Raw genomic sequence first — 16,933 nt, 5'->3', positions numbered from 1 at the left:
AGAAGCAAATGATAAATCACTTGAGCCGAATGGTTTTGTTTGGAACTTTGGCGCTGCTGCTTGGCTGCGGATATCATCTGCGCGGTTCGATAGAGATGCCGGAAGTGCTGAAAAACATGTATGTGTTTGGTGCTTCCGTGCCTTTACAAGGCGAACTGCAAGCCATCATGAAAGCCTCGAAAGGCAAAATAGTGGGTTCTCCCAATGATGCCGGCGTGGTGGTCAAGGTGCTTAGGGAAGACATGCGTAACCGGGTACTGACCATCGGTTCAACCGGTAAGTCCAGTGAGTCCGAGCTGGAATATTATCTGCGCTTTCAGTTTTTCGACAGCAAGGAAAATGCGCTGATGGACGAGCAAGTGATCGAAATTTCCCGGGAGTTTTTTAACGACCAAACGGCGGTACTGGCGAAAGGCAACGAAGAACAATTGATTCGCAACGAAATCTATAAACAAGTGGCGCGGATGATATTGGCTAGAGCCAGGATAGCCGTCGATACGCAGAAAAAATAAGTATGCGTTTAAAGCTTGACCAGTTGACCGCTGCCTTGCAGAAAGAGCTGGCACCGGTTTATCTGGTGAGCGGTGACGAGCCTCTACAACTTGGCGAAGCGGCGGACGACATTCGGCGTGCGGCTCGTACTGCAGGTTATCTCACCCGCGAAGTGATTGCCATCGATACCGGTAACGAGTGGCCGCAATTGACGCTCGAAGCCGAATCCCTTTCCATCTTTTCCGACAAAAAACTCATCGATTTACGCTTGCCTTCCGGCAAGCCTGGGTTAGAAGGCGGCAAAGCCCTAAGCGCGTATTGTCAGCGTCCCCCCGAAGATACCGTTTTGCTGATCACCGCCGGCAAGCTGGATAGCGCGGCGCAGAAGTCGCAATGGTTTCAGACCTTGGATAAAATTGCGATCACCGTGCAGGTCTGGCCATTACAAGGGCCGGAGTTGTTGCAATGGTTGCAGCGCCGCGCGGAACGTAAGGGCATGCATCTTGACGCGGAGGCGTTGAAAAGCCTGGCCGTGCGAGTCGAAGGCAACTTGCTGGCCGCGGCTCAGGAGCTTGAAAAACTATATATCTTGCACGGGGCTAACCGTATCAACAAAGCCATGGTTGAGGGCGATGTGGCTGACAGCGCTAGGTTTGACGTGTTTAAGTTGATGGATGCTTTGTTGTCGGGCAAGGTGAATCGATCCGTTAAAATTCTTGCCGGGCTCAAAGCGGAAGGCGTCGCAGCGCCGGTGGTGTTGTGGGCTATCAGCCGCGAAGCCCGAACCCTGGTCAGTATCAAGACTGAATTGAAACGCGGTGGTAACCCGGACGTTCTCTACAAAAAATATCAGATCTGGGACAAGCGCAAGCAGTTGGTGCATGAGGCCTTGCAGAGGTTGAAGAGCAAGGAGCTACAGGGTATTTTGCAAGCAAGCGCTAATGTGGATTGCCAAATCAAAGGCCAGATTAACGGCGACGAATGGGAGGGCTTGTTTAGGATTTGTTTGTTGTTTTCGAAGGGCTCAGGTATCCCGCAGTGGAATATTAAAGCTACTGTCCAAAAGAAATTTGAGCGGTAGCTTTAAGATGGAATTGAATGCCTTAACCAGTGATTTTTTTACGTTTGCCGGTACTGAGTAAACCAAGCAAACCGCTACCAAATAACCATACGGCGGTTGGTACGGGTACCGCTGTCAGTTGCATGTAACCGTCGGATACAAATTTTTGACCGTCTGCATGTCCCTGAACGCTGTTAAAGTTAACACTTTGCAGTCCTTTAGTGGTAATGGAAAAGAATGCGTCTGCACCGCCGATTGTATTTGGACTATACACAGCCTGGTCGGAACCCGATGCAGCACCAGCAAAATTCAGGGTTAGTTCTTGGCCTCCAGTACCTTTGAACAAACTGCCGTTTCCGGAGTTTATACTCCCCCAAAGAATTCGTTGTGAGTTAACGTCAGAAAAACCGGTGTCGTTGATGAAGCTGTGATCAGGAGTAGTGTCAAAATACAGTGCTACGTCGCCTGTCATGTTGTCCACCGACTGGGTATTACCGTCGATGCTGTTGGAATAGTTACCAAAAAAATGAGCAACCGCAGTCAATTCATAAGTTGATCCAAGATTACCGTTTGAGACGCCAACGAAGCCTAGGTCGTGTGACCTCACATAGGATTGATACCAACCCTCTACCGTTCCAGATGTGGCACTATTGGGTGTGAATTTTATCATGGCGGCGCCAGGGGCAAAGTCGTAGCTGTCAAACGGTCCAACTGCGGGTCCTTCATCGCCGGCAGCGTTTGGTGCTAACTTATAATCTGCAGTACCAACCCATTGTGTACTCGCCATCGCAGCAGGGGCGGCAATAACCAGTCCTGCCGTTAAAATTGCATTTCGCTTGAGATGCTTGCTTAAAGTTTTACTGCTCATTGCTGTACCTCATAAAAGTTAGATTGTATTCCCCCAAAATGCGGTTATAGCTGATTTTGTGAACCAACACAAATTACAGTTCTATTACTGAAACTCCCCGAATGGGCTTTCAGTTTAGTCGCAATGGAAAGCGTAAATCATCTGAGCCGGGGCTCACTACAAATTCGTGTGCAATGTTCAATAAAAACAGCGTCCTGCTTGTACAAGATTTTTCTGGAAAATGCCCGCTAGAAGTCGTGGGAAGCTTGATAAAAGCCGGTTGTTCTAAAAAGCAAATGATCGACGATACACTGAATCGTCGGAATCTTTACGCCGGGTGTTCTGGGGCAATTAATGATTTCCCAAGGTGTCGATGGCGACGATTGTTGGTATTGTTGTTAAATGGGCCCAAAATGACGAAGCCAGGAAATTTGGCGGCGTTACTAAACACAAACACCAACGCAACTGCAGCCATTTTGTTTGAAAGACTATCCGTTAATCGTCTTAGAATCCGTCACAATAGCCCGGATCATTTTTTTCATGCAAAGTAAACCCCTTATCCCACAGGAAGCCCTCAATGCCTGCTTGGTACGCAGATAATTCCCAATCGATAGGCCGGACACCTTTAGTACGGATCAATCATATTAGCCAAGGATTGAACGCGACCTTGTTGGTGAAAATTGAAGGCCGTAATCCATCTTATTCGGTGAAATGTCGGGTCGGTGCGGCGATGGTCTGGGCTGCGGAGCGTCAAGGCCTATTAACGCCGGGCAAGACTTTACTGGAGGCCACCAGCGGGAATTCCGGTATAGCCTTGGCTGCGGTGGCCGCAGCGCGTGGCATCCCTATCACATTGACGATGCCGGACAACATGAGCCAGGAGCGCCGCACGTTGTTGTTGGCGTATGGCGCGAACCTGCGGTTGACCGATGGCGCGCTAGGCATGCGCGTGGCGGTGGAGCAGGCCGAGGCGATTGCCGCAGCCGACCTTGAGCATTATGTATTGCTGGAACAGTTTAAAAACCCGGCCAATCCGGCGATACACGAACAAACCACCGGCCCGGAAATTTGGCGCGATAGCGGCGGTCAGGTCGATATTTTCGTAGCCGGCGTCGGCACCGGTGGCACGATTACCGGTGTGTCGCGTTATCTGAAAAAGCATTGCGGCAGGCCGGTACTCAGTGTCGCAGTCGAGCCGGCTGGCAGCCCCGTATTAAGCCAGACTCGCGCCGGGCTACCTTTGCAAGCCGCGCCGCATGGTATTCAAGGTATAGGTGCCGGCTTTGTGCCGCAGAATTTGGATTTGTCATTGATTGACTTGATCGAGCCGGTAGAAGACGCTGAAGCCATCGCCTATACACGACGCCTCGCCAAGGAGGAAGGGATTATGGCCGGTATTTCGAGTGGTGCGGCGCTTGCGGTTGCTGTGCGGCTGGCCAAGCGTTCGGAACAGGCAGGTAAAATCATCGTCGCCGTGTCGCCGTGTTGCCGGATTCCGGTGAGCGCTATTTGAGCTCGTCATTGTTTGGTGAATAACGAGAGCCGGTTGTTAATGCGAACAAGCAAATTACTAGGGGCTGTTGCCGTTTCACATCGGTAACCATATAAATGCACAAGCCAGGGCGATAGCACCTTCAAAATTGCGTTTTAGTTTGTCATATCGGGTGGCAATAGCTCTAAAATGTTTCAGTCGCGCAAATACGTTTTCAACGAGGTGGCGATATTTATAGAGACACCAGTCCATTTCCTCATTCCCGACTATTGAATTTTGTTTTCTTGGGATGATGGGGACTGTGCCTTGGTCTCGAATTTGAATCCGTAACGGCTCGCTGTCATACCCTTTGTCTGCAATCATGTAGCCCGCCTGGGGGAGCTTGGCCACAAATTCCGGCGCTTCTTTGCAGTCATGTACTTCGCCCCCCGTAATCGAGAACTGGATGGGAAGTCCACCGGCATCAACCGCCATATGGATTTTGGTCGTGTTGCCTGCGACCGATTTCCCGATGGCTGTTGGGTTTTCATGGGCGCCGCCGCTACTGTGTTGATGGGCTTTAATAATGCTGCCATCAATAAATAGCCATTCCAAATCAGGCTCAATCACTAGCGCTTGAAAGATACCCCTCAGCTTTTCTTGCAGTGACCAGGCATTGAAGCGCTTGTACGCGGCATTCCACTTGCCAAAAGCGACGGGCAAGTCTCGCCAAGGGCAGCCAACACGCAAGCGATAAAAAATCCCTTCGACCGTTTGCCGAAGACCGGGTTTGTCGTAAATGCTGAAACTCAACATAATCGTTTTTAGCTTTTCCCAGTGGGTATCTGTAAGCAGTTGGCGTGGCATTCGCTAGTTATCGTTTGATTGAAAACTCAATCAATATGGCTCGCCAATCGATTTTCAAAGGGATTATGACAAAATGGCAACAGCCCCTAAAAGCGGCTGGGCTGGATTACTTAAATCGGGCGTTAAAGCTAGTAAATCTGGTTTGGTGTTGCGGTTTCTGCTTCAATAGCCCATTTTTGGCAAGAATGTCGCATGAACTATTTGACGATTTTATCCGCGCTGGCCGGGGGAGCCATGATTGGGCTGGCCGCCGCTTTGCTGTTGTTTACTCATAAGCATACCGCTGGGATTTCCGGCATCGCCGCAGGCATGTTACCGCCTTGGAACGAGAGCAGTGTCTGGCGCGGCTGGTTTCTGGCCGGCCTGCTGGCGAGTGGGCCTCTTTATCGCTTAAGCGGTGCAGACATTACGTTGGATTTGGCAGCCTCGCCTGGTTTGCTGGCAATTGCCGGTCTGCTGGTTGGGTATGGCACCCGGCTGGGTGGCGGCTGCACCAGTGGGCACGGCGTTTGCGGTATCGCTCGCTTGTCCGCGCGATCCATCGTTGCAACGCTAACCTTCATGCTGACAGCCGGGATTACTGTGTTTATTGTTCGGCACCTGCTCTAAACCGGAAATTCTCGATGAAAAATACCGTTTATTTATTTGCCTACGGGCTGTTGTTTGGGCTGGGCTTGATCGTGGCAGGTATGAGCAACCCAGCCAAAGTATTGGCGTTTTTGGATGTGGCCGGGGCGTGGGACCCCAGTTTGGCCTTGGTCATGGCAAGTGCCTTATTGACGCTGGGGCTGGCGCGCTACTTGATGCATCGCAATAACGACACGGCGGATCGCGAGCAAGAGCCTTCGGCTATTATGCTGGCCGGGGTTGATGCCAAACTGATTGTTGGAGCGGCGATATTTGGTGTCGGTTGGGGCTTATCCGGCTTTTGTCCGGGGCCGGCTTTGCTAGGATTAACTGCGGGCGTGTTGGGTAATTATGCGTTTGTTGCTGCGATGTTTGTCGGGTTTTGGTGGTTTCGCTTGTTACATCAACGCTAAAAAGCCACTCCTATCAGTTAAGGATTAAGCCCTTAGGATCGAAGCCAATTTCGCGTTAGCCGGGTCCACGGGCCAATCGGCCGCATCCACTGAATCCAATGGCAAATTGCGGAGTTCAGCCTGCCACTTGCGGATAAACTTGCCGTCCGGATCATACAGTCGGGTTTGTTTTTCCAGATCAAAATGCCGCTGGCCGCGCGGGTCCGCACCCACACCGGCCAGATATTGCCAATTTCCCCAATTGCTGGCCACATCATAATCCAGCAACTGCTGTTCGAAATAAGCAGCACCGAAACGCCAATCCACCGCCAATTCATTGACCAAACAACTGGCGACGATTTGCCGGCCGCGATTGGACATATAGCCGGTGGCGTTCAGTTGTTTCATGCAGGCATTTACTAATGGATAGGGTGTGTAACCGTTACACCATTTTTGAAAGCGTTCCGGATAAAAGCAGGTTAAAGGTTTGCGTTGTTTGATGCCTCGAAACGCAAACAGATGCTTGCCGTATTGGTGGGCGTACCATTGAAAATACTCCCGCCAGAGTAATTCAAAATACAGCCAATAAGTGGATTCATTGGCGCCATTCTCTGCTTCGTAGCGGCGTAAACTGGAATAAATTTTTCTTACCGACAGATTGCCATGGGCCAGCCAAGGCGAAAACTTAGTTGAATTTTCCCAACCGTCCAGTTCGTTGCGCAGGTCTTTGTAACGGCTGGGGTAGCTGCTGCGAAAATACGCTTTAAACTGTTTTTTACCGGCGGTCTCGCCGCCATGAAACGCCAACTCAGCATCGAGTGCTGAAACGGCCGGCAAATACACCGGAAAATTCAATAGCCAATCCGATTTGGGTTCAGGGCTGGGGGGGAGCGCATCGGGCGGCAGCAAAGGATGATCGACCCGCAATCGCTCGACGTTATCCTTGAACGGCGTGAAGGACTTCGGCAATTGGGTAAAAGGCAATTCGTGCAGGTTGAACAGGGTTTGCGTGTCGGATTCGACAAAACGCAAACCCGGCAAATGTTTTTGCAGTGCCAGCCATTGTTGCCGCTCCTGAAAACCAGCATGGCGGCTGCGATAAATCACCGATACGCCATGCTTAGCCACTAGCCCACCGATGGCCGCAAGCGGTGTTTCGTAACAAACCAGCAGATGTTGTCCGACTTGCTGAAGATTTCTATCCAGATCCTGTAAGGCTTCTTTCAAAAATCGCCAACGCTGTGCCGACAAATTAGCCATCCCGTATGGGTTGGGCGCCAACCAGGCAGGGTCCAGACAAAACACGCAAAGCAACTGGTCGACGACCGCGCTGGCTTGTTGCAGGTTGGCGTTGTCATGCACCCGCAAATCATTACCAAACCAGTAAAGTCCAATTCTGCGCATTGCCGTCTCGTCCTGATAAAAAATGCCGGCATGCCGCCGGCGAGAGCTGAGGTTTACAACCCTATTTAGCTGATAACAAGGCGCTGATCTTAGAATCCAGCTGTTCCGGCGTCACAGCGCTGGGGAAGGCCGCCACGCTGTTGCCGCTGCGATCAATCAAATATTTGTGAAAATTCCAGGCCGGCGCCTGACCGGTGGCTTTAATCAGTTTTTGGAAGAAACCGTTCGTTGCCGCGCCTTTCACCTGACTTTTTTCCAGCATGGGGAACGTGACGCCGTAATTGATGTAACAGACATTTGCAGTTTTTTCCGCTTCGCTGAACTCCTGATTAAAATCATTGGACGGAAAGCCAACTACCACCAAACCCTGATCCTTATATTTTTGATATAAGGCTTCTAGGCCCTTGAATTGCGGGGTGTAGCCGCAGTTACTCGCGGTATTGACGGCCAGGATCACCTTGCCTTGAAACGCCTGGCAAAAATCGATTTGCTCGCTGGAACGAAGCTTGGTCATCTTGTAATTCAGCAATTCCGGGCAAGGCTCGGCGCCGGCTACCGACACGGAGCACGCCCAGAGGCTGGCGACTAAAAACGCGGTTTTCATCATGGTTCCTCCTGATTATTTATCCTTGAGCATACCAGTACTGGTTAAAAGTCAACCTTGGCTGACTATCGCCATTAATGCGTTTGCAGCATGCCTTGCTTGACAATAAAGTCAGCGACCGCTTCCAAGCCATTGCCGGTTTTGATATTGGTAAACACAAATGGTCGTTCGCCGCGCATCTTTTTGGCATCCCGGTCCATCACTTCCAGCGACGCGCCGACATAAGGCGCCAGATCGATTTTATTGATGACCAATAAATCCGAACGGGTGATGCCGGGGCCGCCTTTACGCGGTATCTTGTCGCCGGCAGAGACATCGATCACGTAAATCGTCAGGTCAGCCAATTCCGGGCTGAAGGTCGCGCTGAGATTATCTCCGCCGCTTTCCACCATCACAAAATCCAGCTCCGGCCAGCGTTCGATCAAATCGTCAACCGCGGCGAGATTCATCGAGGCATCCTCGCGGATGGCGGTATGCGGACAGCCGCCGGTTTCTACGCCCAGAATGCGTTCCTCCGGCAGCGCCTGACTGCGAATCAAAAACTGCTGATCCTCGCGGGTGTAAATATCGTTGGTGACCACGCCGATTTCGTAATCGTCGCGCATCCTCTTGCACAAGGCATCCACCAGCGCTGTCTTACCGGAACCCACCGGGCCGCCGATGCCTACTCTTAAAATTTGTTTGTCGTTCATGTTGTCTCCAGTTGCCCCGACACTATCCGGGATTTAAAAATGCCAAATCTCGATTCCACTGCGCTGTGTTGAGGCAGCGTTTATCGGTTGGTGCGAATTATTCCAGCCTTTAAAAACCGTTCGCCCTGAGCCTGTCGAAGGGCCTGCCACCTAGGGCTTTGACAAGCTCGGCCCGAACGGAATACCTGCGATAAAGAGCGTAGGGTGGACACGATAAGTGCCCACGCGAAACCTCATAGCATCACGACCGAAACAGCCGCGAATACTGCGTTTCGTGCCGGCTGCTGGCCAAGGCCAAACCAAAACAACTGCCGCCGATTTCATCGTCTTTCAATTGTGATGCGCTCTCGACCAAGCCCGGCAACTCGCCGGCCAGACCTTGTAACAACTGCTGCCCCGCCACCTGGCCCAGCGGTACCAATTTAATCGCGCCCAACACCTGATTTTCCAGCCAGCCCCATAAATAACCGGCTATCGCATCGGCTTTATCGATTTGCCAGCGTGTCGCCGCCAAAGCAAACAAGGTCGCCAACGTAGCATCGGGCCGTTTTTGCCAAACCTGGGCTTCCGGCATCTCTAACTTGACCAACAAGCGCGCCAGGGCCTGACCGGTTTGCCTGTCTTCGGCGCGCAATTCGGCAGTTTCGCGGTAAGCGGTCAGGGTTTGACTCCAATGCGTGACAGCCTCAATGTTATTAATCTGCCAAGCGTCGTACAGTCGCGCCAACAACGGTGCATCGACCTTGCCTAAACCGTTGTGCAATAAACCACGCAGCCAATCGCCGGTTTGCTCGGCATTGGTTACCCAGCCGTCGTGCACAGCAGTCTCCAGTCCCTGGGAATAGCTGTACATCCCAATCGGCAAACTGGGGCTGACCAGTTGCAGCAGCCGCAGCAGGCTTAAATTAGTGACCATGGCTGTGGTAAGCGCCGGCTTCCGGTTCGAACGGCAGAGTGTCGTGCTCGACGGTCAAACCCAATCCGATCAGCATTTGATCCAGTACATAGTCGGTCAAAAACCGCAATTCGCCGGGCAGGATTTGCAAGGCTACGTGACGATTGCCCAAGTGATAACAAGCGCGGGCAAACAGCAACGGATCGGTGCATTTCACTACCGACAGTGGTTCCGGCGCGGCGTTGATTCGCACCTTGAAGCCCTGGCCGTTGGTGAGGATTGCGCCGTGTCTCAGGGTTTGGCCCCTTGGCAGGAACACTCCGACTTGAATACCACCTTGGGTGGTGGCGGGTTGCCGGGATTTCTGCCGGGCCTCGAAGGGGAGGGTGAGGGTGTCGTCTGGGGTTTCTTCGGTTTGGGTGGTTTCGGTGAGTTTTAACATTGTTTGGTTTGGTTAGATTTTGCTTGTCACGCTGGTTCCCAAGCTCCAGCTTGGGAACGATGTCTCGAAAGCTCTAGCTTTCGTTAAATAATGTGTGTCGCTGTCGCGACGGTTATTCTAAAGTCGGGTCTCGGCCCGACAGCCGAGTGACTTTTCTTTGCTTGGCCAAAGAAAAGTCACCAAAAGAAAGGCCACCCGACATTCCGCCTAAATCCTGCGCTTCTCGCTTTTGCCGAGGGTTTTCGGAAGGGCCGTCCCTGGCCCTCCGAAAACGAGCGGCATCCTTGCCGCTCCCCTGCGGGCTGATCTCGCCAAAAGCTGCGATGCTCGGGGCGGAATAACGGGACCAAAACCATCCCAAATTCATAAGTAGATCGTAAAAACGTAGAGGCCGGAACTCGCATCGACTTAACTATAATCGACCGAGTCATCCAACAGAACTAAAACCGTAGTTAAAATACCGGTTAACATAAAAGCTGATTTTTCAGTTCGTATCAATTCCTTGTCTAACAGGCTGGTGAAAAACCCGCCGATATTTCCCCTTACCCACGATGTTCGTGATTTTTTCGAGTTGAAATCGGTCATGACATCGAGTTTCAAGCGTTTTGCCCCGGTTTCAAGGGCTTTTTATTCGCCTGAAGCCGTCTGTGGACGGTTTTCAGGCGAACTTCACCCTAGGCGGGTGCACTCCACGCCGGTTTCGGCGTGAACACCAATAGGTTGAGCATGCGCGTCAGGTTGTAGGCGGCAAAGCAAAACAAGGCCTGACCCGCGACTTTGGCTAAGCCGATGTGACGGGTTTTGCGCAGGCCGCCGACCGTTTTGACCCAGCCAAAGGCTTCTTCGACGATTTTGCGGCGCTTGAGACTTTGGGCGTAACCTTTGCCGCGCGCGGTGCGGCCGTCGACGGCACTGCCAATCTTTTTGCGGGCCACATGGGCTTTGATATCACGGGACTCGAGTCCGTTGACGAACGCCGCTTGGTCATAGCCTTTGTCGGCACCGACGCTGCCACCTTGGGGCACGCGGCGTTTGATCATTTTTTGCGCGGCTTCGATTTCGGCGGTGCCGGTGGCTTGAGTGGTTTCGACATCGACAATCAGGCCGTTGCGATTCTCGGACAAGGCATGGGTGATGTAACGCAGTTTGGCCTCGGTGTATTCGCCTTTCTTGTAAAGCCGGGCTTCGGGATCGGTTGTACTTTGATGGGTGGCGTTGCTGCGCTTTTCGCCACTGAAGTCGATCTCGGGATTGCGGCCGGCGGGTTTATCGGGACCACTACCATCTTTTTTGACGAAGCTTTTGTGCGAGGCCCAGGCTTCAATGAGGCTACCGTCGACACTGAAGTGTTCGTCGGACACCAGATTTTGCCATTCGGCTATGGCCAGTACCCGCTCAAAAAATTCGCGACTCAGGGCTTCGGACAGCAGGCGTTCGCGGTTGGCACTGAACACTGTGCGTTCCCACACGGCGTCGTCGATGCCCAGACCGACAAACCAGCGAAACAACAGGTTGTAGTCCAGTTGTTCCATCAACTGACGCTCGCTACGGACCGTATACAGGACTTGTAACAGCAAGGCGCGCAGCAGTTTTTCAGGGGCAATCGAGGGACGGCCTGTGTGCGAGTAACGCTCGGCAAAGACGGCATCCATCGAGGCCAATACGCCATCAACCAGTAGCCGTAAACGACGCAACGGATGCTGTTTGGGAATACGGTCTTCCAGGCCAACATAGCTGAACCAGCTGTTTTGAATGGCATCGTGTCCGCGCATTGAAAGGCTCCAAATTTAGGTAGCCTATTTTAACAGTTAGCCGCTCATCTATGCCTTAGCTTACTTGGCTTTTCGAGTTTTTCACCAGCCTGCTAAATAGGTATGGTGAGCAAAATAGTTTCTTGCTAAAAGACAGGATAAGAATGCTTTCAACAAACAATTGCTCCTTTCATCGGCGCATTCAATGTTCATGATTTCACCGATAGGGTCGTTCGATTTTTTTGGTTGAGTATATTGGCCGGCTTTTGTATATTTTCGCCGGTTATCATTTATTTTCTGCTCGAAATAATCAACGACGCTATCAGATATATTTCTTTGTCTAGCAAGTTCTCTTATGTAATCAGTCAACCCTTTTTTATCATTCTCTTCCGAAATATTTTCCTCTCGGTCATAACCCAGCGCGTAACGAAGACAACTTTCGGCTCGTATCGCCAGTAACGAGTAATAATCAAGTGGACGTAATGTTCTAAATTCCAAATTACTTTTTTGTTTTGGGTTACGTTCTAAGTTTTCGTGAAGCTGACGAAATGCATTTAAAAAACTACCAAAAAGATAATTAGCCGATTGCAACCTATCTACCAAATTCTTGAGTATTTGATCTGTTGGAAGTACATATTCATAATGTTTTTTATAAAAAGGCAAATAACGTAAAAAATATCGTTTATCTTCAAAAAACTCATAGGGTAAAACTCTACTTAACTCTGCCCATTCTCGTTCACCAAAAGACGAATAGGCCCATTTATCCAAATAGAAGGCGAGGTCATTATCGTTCAGAATGTAAAGCCATTCCAAAGCAAGCCTAATGTCTTTCTGAAGATAAGGCCAAGCTTGGAGAGTCCATTTACTGTGCTTTTCGTTAGCCCACAACCAACGTTGTGCCAACCTAAGTAATTTTGTTTCGATAGCTTCTTCAAGTATTTCTGCATTGATACCTAAATGCTCAGCTAATTGTTTCGCACCTTTTATTTGTAGATTTTGATCGTCATTGCCACACAAAGCGTCGCGAAACGCGCGGTAATGAGAGAGCCATGTCATCGGCTCAGCCAATCCACCCCAGTGATTAGACTCACTGAGTACATCAGTAGGCTTTATATCGTTTTGCTTAAGTTGTGTAGCGTACCGTATAACGGATTCGGCACGTTCTTCAATATCTGGTGTATTGAGAATAGGCTGAAAATAATCGGCTCTACATACAACGTCAATCAGTGCATAGGCTTGCCAATGAAAAAAATAGTCAGCATAGGGAGTTATTGAGATCGAACGATAGGGATGAACAAATGCGTCTGGTATTGGTGTGGTTCGGTAATTATTTTTACGAAGCAAATCATAACTCGAAGCGGTAGCTTGGAAAAAAGGATGCAAAAACCAAAGCGGGCTTTGATCTTTTTCAACGCACCATTCCGAAGCCCACAAGCAATCTTCAGTATCAAATGCAGGTTTCGTAGAATCTATTTCAGCAGGACATAAAGGGAAATTTTGCCAAGCTAAAAAATACCCAACTGGAAAAACAACTCGGTGTTGGGGTACAAGCCATCCCCACTCTTCTAGCTTTGACAATGGATGGTTTTTCAGAAAATCTTTAAGACCTAGGTCTTCTAACCAGGATACAAACGTACCTTTCGAGCCTTGCTGAATAGTAAGAAGTGGTGGTTTAGCAAACATTTAAATCCTACAAATTATTCAATAACCATTCATACAACGATGGGTTTACTCCCGTTATTCCGCCCCGAGCATCGCAGCTCTTGTGCCCCGTGGGTATTTGGTGAGATTAGCCCGTAGGGGAGCGGCAGGGATGCCGCTCGTTTTCGGAGGGGCTGGGAAGCCCCTTCCGAAAACCCTCGCCGAAAGCAAGACGCGCAGGATTAAGGCGGAATGTCGGGTGGCCTTTTCTTTGGATACTTTCTTTTGGCCACGCAAAAGAAAGTATCGCGGTTGTCGGTCCGCGAACCGACATATAAAACATCCGTCGCGACAGCGACACAAAACCCCAGCAAAGCTATATCCTCATAAAACTGTGAAAAACCTCACACTTCTTCAGCCAGAAAGTTAACAGAGAAAACCCTTCAGTTTCCCTAAATTATCACCGTCCCCGCTAATTACGCCGCCAGTAAAACCACAGCGTAAATGCCTAAGGACACGCTGCCCTTGAATTTTCAGGTAGGCCAATTTTTTACCCGAGAAGCAAGTACAGCGTTAACTCATCCACTCTCGTGTTTAATTTACAAAAGGTGAAGGTCATGAAAACTATCAAAAATCTGTTTCTAATGCTGTCTGTCATTACTGCTTCCATGTTTGGTGCCAGTGCGGCCAATGCGGCGACTTGTTCCGCCGGTTGGGTGAATGTCACCGGTGTTTACGAATATAACGTTAACGGTACGACATACGGTTATATCTACACCGTGCCGGAACACAACGTACTGCCAGCCTATACCAACTATTTCGTCACCTATAACAAAGAGGCTTTGATTCAGGCCAAAATGGCGCTGCAAAACCATCAAACTTACTATTTGTATGGTGACTCAGGCACTGCTGCCTGCCCAACCTCCGGCTCTTATCGCTACTTGGGTACTTTATCCTATCTGTACGAGTACTAATCGCGGCATCCGATCATGCGGAATCTTTGGTCTGGCCCATCCGACCGAGATTCCGCTCTGAGTAACATCAACCTAGGTCAAGATCATGAACAAACTTGTCTCAATACTGGGTGTGGCTAGCGTTTTTGCGAGCGGATATTTTGCCGGTCAGCAATTCCCCGGTCGCGGCGACAGCCATTCAGCGGCGCTGCCGGAGAATACCGCTTCAGTTTCCGCGCCAGTTATCGCGGTCGGCGCTAACAGAAAGCTGGATATGTCGCGGACAAACGTCCCGGTCTCTAAGGAAATTCGGTTGCCCCCTCACGAACAGCAACGGCAGGCGCTCGCTAATGGCTTGTCTCCCGAAGATGAGGTTGCGCGTAGCGAAGCCAATGCCGACTTGATTGCGTCGATGCGAGCCAACCACTTACCGGAAGAGCAGGTCGCTCAATTGGAGCAGACTCTGAAAGATCAAGAGTCCGCCACGCCCGTTCAGCCTGAAGAGCCGGTATCCGAACGAACCAACGCGGAATTGAGCGCCGAGCTACGCGAAAGCCTAAAGCAATCCGGTGCTCCGCCGGAAATCATCAATGCCATGGCTCAGCCACTCGAAGCCGGCGCAACCACCACGGACGAACCGGTTCTACCGCACAAAAACCATATCCCAGGTTCCTAGTTTTAACGGATGGCAAACACTGCCATCGCTTCAGTTGCATACAGTTTGTTTTCGGCAGGGCCACGGATGGCTCTACCGAAAACCCTGACCCTTCTCAAAACAGGAAATACCGCTGCGCCATCGGCAACACCACCGCCGGTTCGCAAGTCAACAACACCCCATCCGCCTTGACCTGATAAGTCTGCGGGCACACCTCCATCACCGGCTTGTAGTCGTTCAATTTCATATCCGCCTTACCGATGTTGCGAGTATTGCGCACCGTGCCGACCCGTTTCTGCAAGCCCAATTGCCCGGCAACACCCGCCGATACCGCCGCTTGCGGCAAAAAGATCATCGAGGTGTTGGCGGCGGTGCGGCCGAAGCTGCCGAACATCGGCCGGTAATGCACTGGCTGAGGGGTGGGGATGGAGGCGTTGGCGTCGCCCATCGGCGCGGCGGCGATCAGGCCGCCTTTGATCACCAGGCTGGGTTTGACGCCGAAGAAGGCCGGTTGCCACAACACCAGGTCAGCCAGTTTGCCGGCTTCGATGGAGCCCACTTCGTGGCTGATGCCGTGGCTGATGGCCGGATTGATGGTGTATTTGGCAATGTAGCGTTTGATGCGCAGGTTGTCGCTGCTGGCCGGGTCGCCGGTCAGTGCGCCGCGTTGTGCCTTCATTTTGTGCGCGGTCTGCCAGGTGCGGATCACCACTTCGCCGACTCGACCCATGGCTTGCGAGTCCGAGGAAATCATCGAAAACGCGCCCAGGTCGTGCAGGATGTCTTCGGCAGCAATGGTTTCGCGGCGGATGCGCGATTCGGCGAAAGCCACGTCTTCCGGGATGCTCGGATCAAGATGATGGCAGACCATCAACATATCCAGATGTTCGTCGACGGTGTTGACCGTGTACGGCCGAGTCGGGTTGGTGGACGACGGCAGCACATTGCCCAAGCCGCAAGCCTTGATGATGTCCGGGGCATGGCCGCCGCCGGCACCTTCGGTGTGGTAGGTATGGATAGTGCGGCCCTTGAAGGCGGCGAAAGTGTCTTCGACAAAGCCCGATTCGTTCAAGGTGTCGGTATGGATCGCGACCTGCACGTCGTAATCCTCGGCCACGCCCAGGCAGCAATCAATCGATGCCGGCGTGGTGCCCCAGTCTTCGTGCAGTTTCAGGCCCATGGCCCCTGCTTTGATTTGTTCTGCCAAAGCGCTAGGCAGGCTGGCGTTGCCCTTGCCGAGCAAGCCAAAGTTCATCGGCAAACCGTCCAGCGCTTTCAGCATTTGCTGGATATGCCACGGCCCCGGCGTGCAGGTGGTGGCGTTGGTGCCGGTGGCGGGGCCGGTGCCGCCGCCGATCATGGTGGTAACGCCGGAACACAGCGCTTCCTCGATCTGCTGCGGACAAATGAAATGGATGTGGGCGTCGATGCCACCGGCAGTCAGAATCTGGCCTTCGCCGGCGATGACTTCGGTGCCGGGGCCGACGATGATGTCCACGCCGGGCTGCACATCCGGGTTGCCGGCCTTGCCGATTTTGAAGATGCGGCCGTCCTTGACGCCGACGTCGGCCTTGACGATGCCCCAATAATCGATGATCAATGCGTTGGTAATCACCAAATCCACCGCGTGGTCGTTGCCGAACTGGCTTTGGCCCATGCCGTCGCGGATCACCTTGCCGCCGCCGAATTTCACCTCGTCGCCGTAGATGGTGTAATCGGCTTCCACCTCTAAAATCAAATCGGTATCGGCCAACCGTAAGCGGTCGCCGGTGGTGGGGCCGAACATGTCGGCGTAAGCGGATCTGCTGATTTTGCTCATGCGTTTGTCTCCAATGCGCCCATCACCTCGCCGCGAAAGCCGTAGACCTCGCGCTTGCCGGCAAACTCGACCAATTGCACCTCGCGCTGCTGGCCCGGCTCGAACCGCACCGCCGTGCCGGCCGGGATGTCCAACCTAAAGCCGCGCGCCGCTTCTCGGTCGAAATGCAAGGCCGGGTTGGTTTCGTAAAAATGATAGTGCGATCCAACTTGTATTGGCCGATCGCCGCTGTTGGCGACAAGGACTTTGACGGTGGCGCGGCCGGCGTTGAGTTCGATGTCGCCGTCGGCAGGGAAGATTTCTCCAGGAATCATGCTTTGC

Annotated in this window: 18 protein-coding genes; 7 read left to right on the top strand and 11 right to left on the bottom strand. The window is 51.9% G+C overall.

The window, feature by feature from the left end; all coding sequences use genetic code 11:
• The first annotated feature begins 8 nt into the window (after nt 1–8).
• Together ACWAU0_RS00565 and holA are read left to right on the top strand one after the other, a co-directional pair.
• Nucleotides 9–512 carry an LPS-assembly lipoprotein LptE gene (locus ACWAU0_RS00565; protein ID WP_033157977.1) on the top strand — a complete coding sequence of 168 codons (504 nt, stop codon included), beginning with the start codon at nt 9–11 and terminating at the stop codon, nt 510–512.
• A 2-nt stretch (nt 513–514) separates the two neighbouring features.
• Nucleotides 515–1,573 (top strand): DNA polymerase III subunit delta, encoded by a 1,059-nt coding sequence (holA, locus tag ACWAU0_RS00560; RefSeq protein ID WP_458138034.1) that lies wholly within the window; start codon nt 515–517, stop codon nt 1,571–1,573.
• A 22-nt stretch (nt 1,574–1,595) separates the two neighbouring features.
• Here holA and pepA read toward each other — a convergent pair whose 3' ends face one another.
• On the bottom strand, nt 1,596–2,420 hold the full coding sequence (gene pepA, locus ACWAU0_RS00555; protein WP_319962486.1) for a flocculation-associated PEP-CTERM protein PepA: 825 nt from the start codon (nt 2,418–2,420) through the stop codon (nt 1,596–1,598).
• Nucleotides 2,421–2,976: 556 nt separating this feature from the next.
• Here pepA and cysK point away from each other — a divergent pair.
• On the top strand, nt 2,977–3,912 hold the full coding sequence (gene cysK, locus ACWAU0_RS00550) for a cysteine synthase A (protein WP_458138033.1): 936 nt from the start codon (nt 2,977–2,979) through the stop codon (nt 3,910–3,912).
• A gap of 75 nt (nt 3,913–3,987) precedes the next feature.
• Here the strand turns inward: cysK and ACWAU0_RS00545 are convergent, their stop codons facing one another.
• Nucleotides 3,988–4,737 (bottom strand): IS5 family transposase, encoded by a 750-nt coding sequence (locus ACWAU0_RS00545; protein ID WP_458137371.1) that lies wholly within the window; start codon nt 4,735–4,737, stop codon nt 3,988–3,990.
• Between the two features lie 192 nt (nt 4,738–4,929).
• Between ACWAU0_RS00545 and ACWAU0_RS00540 the strand changes: the two genes are divergently transcribed.
• Together ACWAU0_RS00540 and ACWAU0_RS00535 are read left to right on the top strand one after the other, a co-directional pair.
• The gene (locus ACWAU0_RS00540; RefSeq protein ID WP_458138032.1) at nt 4,930–5,346 is read left to right on the top strand and encodes a YeeE/YedE family protein; all 417 of its coding nucleotides are present in this window, start codon (nt 4,930–4,932) and stop codon (nt 5,344–5,346) included.
• Between the two features lie 14 nt (nt 5,347–5,360).
• Nucleotides 5,361–5,777, top strand: a complete 417-nt coding sequence (locus ACWAU0_RS00535) for a DUF6691 family protein (protein ID WP_458138031.1) — start codon at nt 5,361–5,363, stop codon at nt 5,775–5,777.
• 24 nt (nt 5,778–5,801) lie between these two features.
• On the opposite strand, the gene ACWAU0_RS00530 is transcribed toward ACWAU0_RS00535, so the two are convergent.
• From ACWAU0_RS00530 to ACWAU0_RS00500, 7 genes are all read right to left on the bottom strand, one after another.
• The gene (locus ACWAU0_RS00530; protein ID WP_458138030.1) at nt 5,802–7,160 is read right to left on the bottom strand and encodes a DASH family cryptochrome; all 1,359 of its coding nucleotides are present in this window, start codon (nt 7,158–7,160) and stop codon (nt 5,802–5,804) included.
• A gap of 61 nt (nt 7,161–7,221) precedes the next feature.
• On the bottom strand, nt 7,222–7,767 hold the full coding sequence (locus tag ACWAU0_RS00525; protein ID WP_458138029.1) for a glutathione peroxidase: 546 nt from the start codon (nt 7,765–7,767) through the stop codon (nt 7,222–7,224).
• Between the two features lie 71 nt (nt 7,768–7,838).
• The gene (gene ureG, locus ACWAU0_RS00520; RefSeq protein ID WP_205453674.1) at nt 7,839–8,456 is read right to left on the bottom strand and encodes an urease accessory protein UreG; all 618 of its coding nucleotides are present in this window, start codon (nt 8,454–8,456) and stop codon (nt 7,839–7,841) included.
• 241 nt (nt 8,457–8,697) lie between these two features.
• Nucleotides 8,698–9,372: an urease accessory protein UreF gene (locus ACWAU0_RS00515; RefSeq protein WP_415878883.1), complete on the bottom strand. Its 675-nt coding sequence runs from the start codon at nt 9,370–9,372 to the stop codon at nt 8,698–8,700.
• Nucleotides 9,362–9,793, bottom strand: coding sequence for an urease accessory protein UreE (gene ureE / locus ACWAU0_RS00510; protein WP_415878882.1), 432 nt, complete (start codon nt 9,791–9,793; stop codon nt 9,362–9,364). Before ureE ends, ACWAU0_RS00515 begins: the two co-directional genes overlap by 11 nt.
• Before the next feature lie 674 nt (nt 9,794–10,467).
• Nucleotides 10,468–11,565, bottom strand: a complete 1,098-nt coding sequence (locus tag ACWAU0_RS00505) for an IS5 family transposase (protein ID WP_458138028.1) — start codon at nt 11,563–11,565, stop codon at nt 10,468–10,470.
• An 81-nt stretch (nt 11,566–11,646) separates the two neighbouring features.
• The gene (locus tag ACWAU0_RS00500; protein ID WP_458138027.1) at nt 11,647–13,227 is read right to left on the bottom strand and encodes a hypothetical protein; all 1,581 of its coding nucleotides are present in this window, start codon (nt 13,225–13,227) and stop codon (nt 11,647–11,649) included.
• A gap of 575 nt (nt 13,228–13,802) precedes the next feature.
• Between ACWAU0_RS00500 and ACWAU0_RS00495 the strand changes: the two genes are divergently transcribed.
• Together ACWAU0_RS00495 and ACWAU0_RS00490 are read left to right on the top strand one after the other, a co-directional pair.
• Nucleotides 13,803–14,159, top strand: a complete 357-nt coding sequence (locus ACWAU0_RS00495) for a hypothetical protein (RefSeq protein WP_129871365.1) — start codon at nt 13,803–13,805, stop codon at nt 14,157–14,159.
• Nucleotides 14,160–14,244: 85 nt separating this feature from the next.
• Nucleotides 14,245–14,814, top strand: a complete 570-nt coding sequence (locus tag ACWAU0_RS00490) for a hypothetical protein (protein WP_033158909.1) — start codon at nt 14,245–14,247, stop codon at nt 14,812–14,814.
• Nucleotides 14,815–14,908: 94 nt separating this feature from the next.
• Here the strand turns inward: ACWAU0_RS00490 and ureC are convergent, their stop codons facing one another.
• Nucleotides 14,909–16,612: an urease subunit alpha gene (gene ureC / locus ACWAU0_RS00485; RefSeq protein ID WP_033158910.1), complete on the bottom strand. Its 1,704-nt coding sequence runs from the start codon at nt 16,610–16,612 to the stop codon at nt 14,909–14,911.
• The gene (locus ACWAU0_RS00480) at nt 16,609–16,926 is read right to left on the bottom strand and encodes an urease subunit beta (protein ID WP_033158911.1); all 318 of its coding nucleotides are present in this window, start codon (nt 16,924–16,926) and stop codon (nt 16,609–16,611) included. The genes ureC and ACWAU0_RS00480 overlap by 4 nt, the downstream gene beginning before the upstream one ends.
• Between the last annotated feature and the right edge of the window lie 7 nt (nt 16,927–16,933).

It is taken from the genome of Methylomonas sp. Uni0009 (assembly GCF_054188105.3).
The sequence above is the reverse complement of the archived record's forward strand: the minus strand, read 5'-3'. Positions and strand labels throughout refer to the sequence as shown.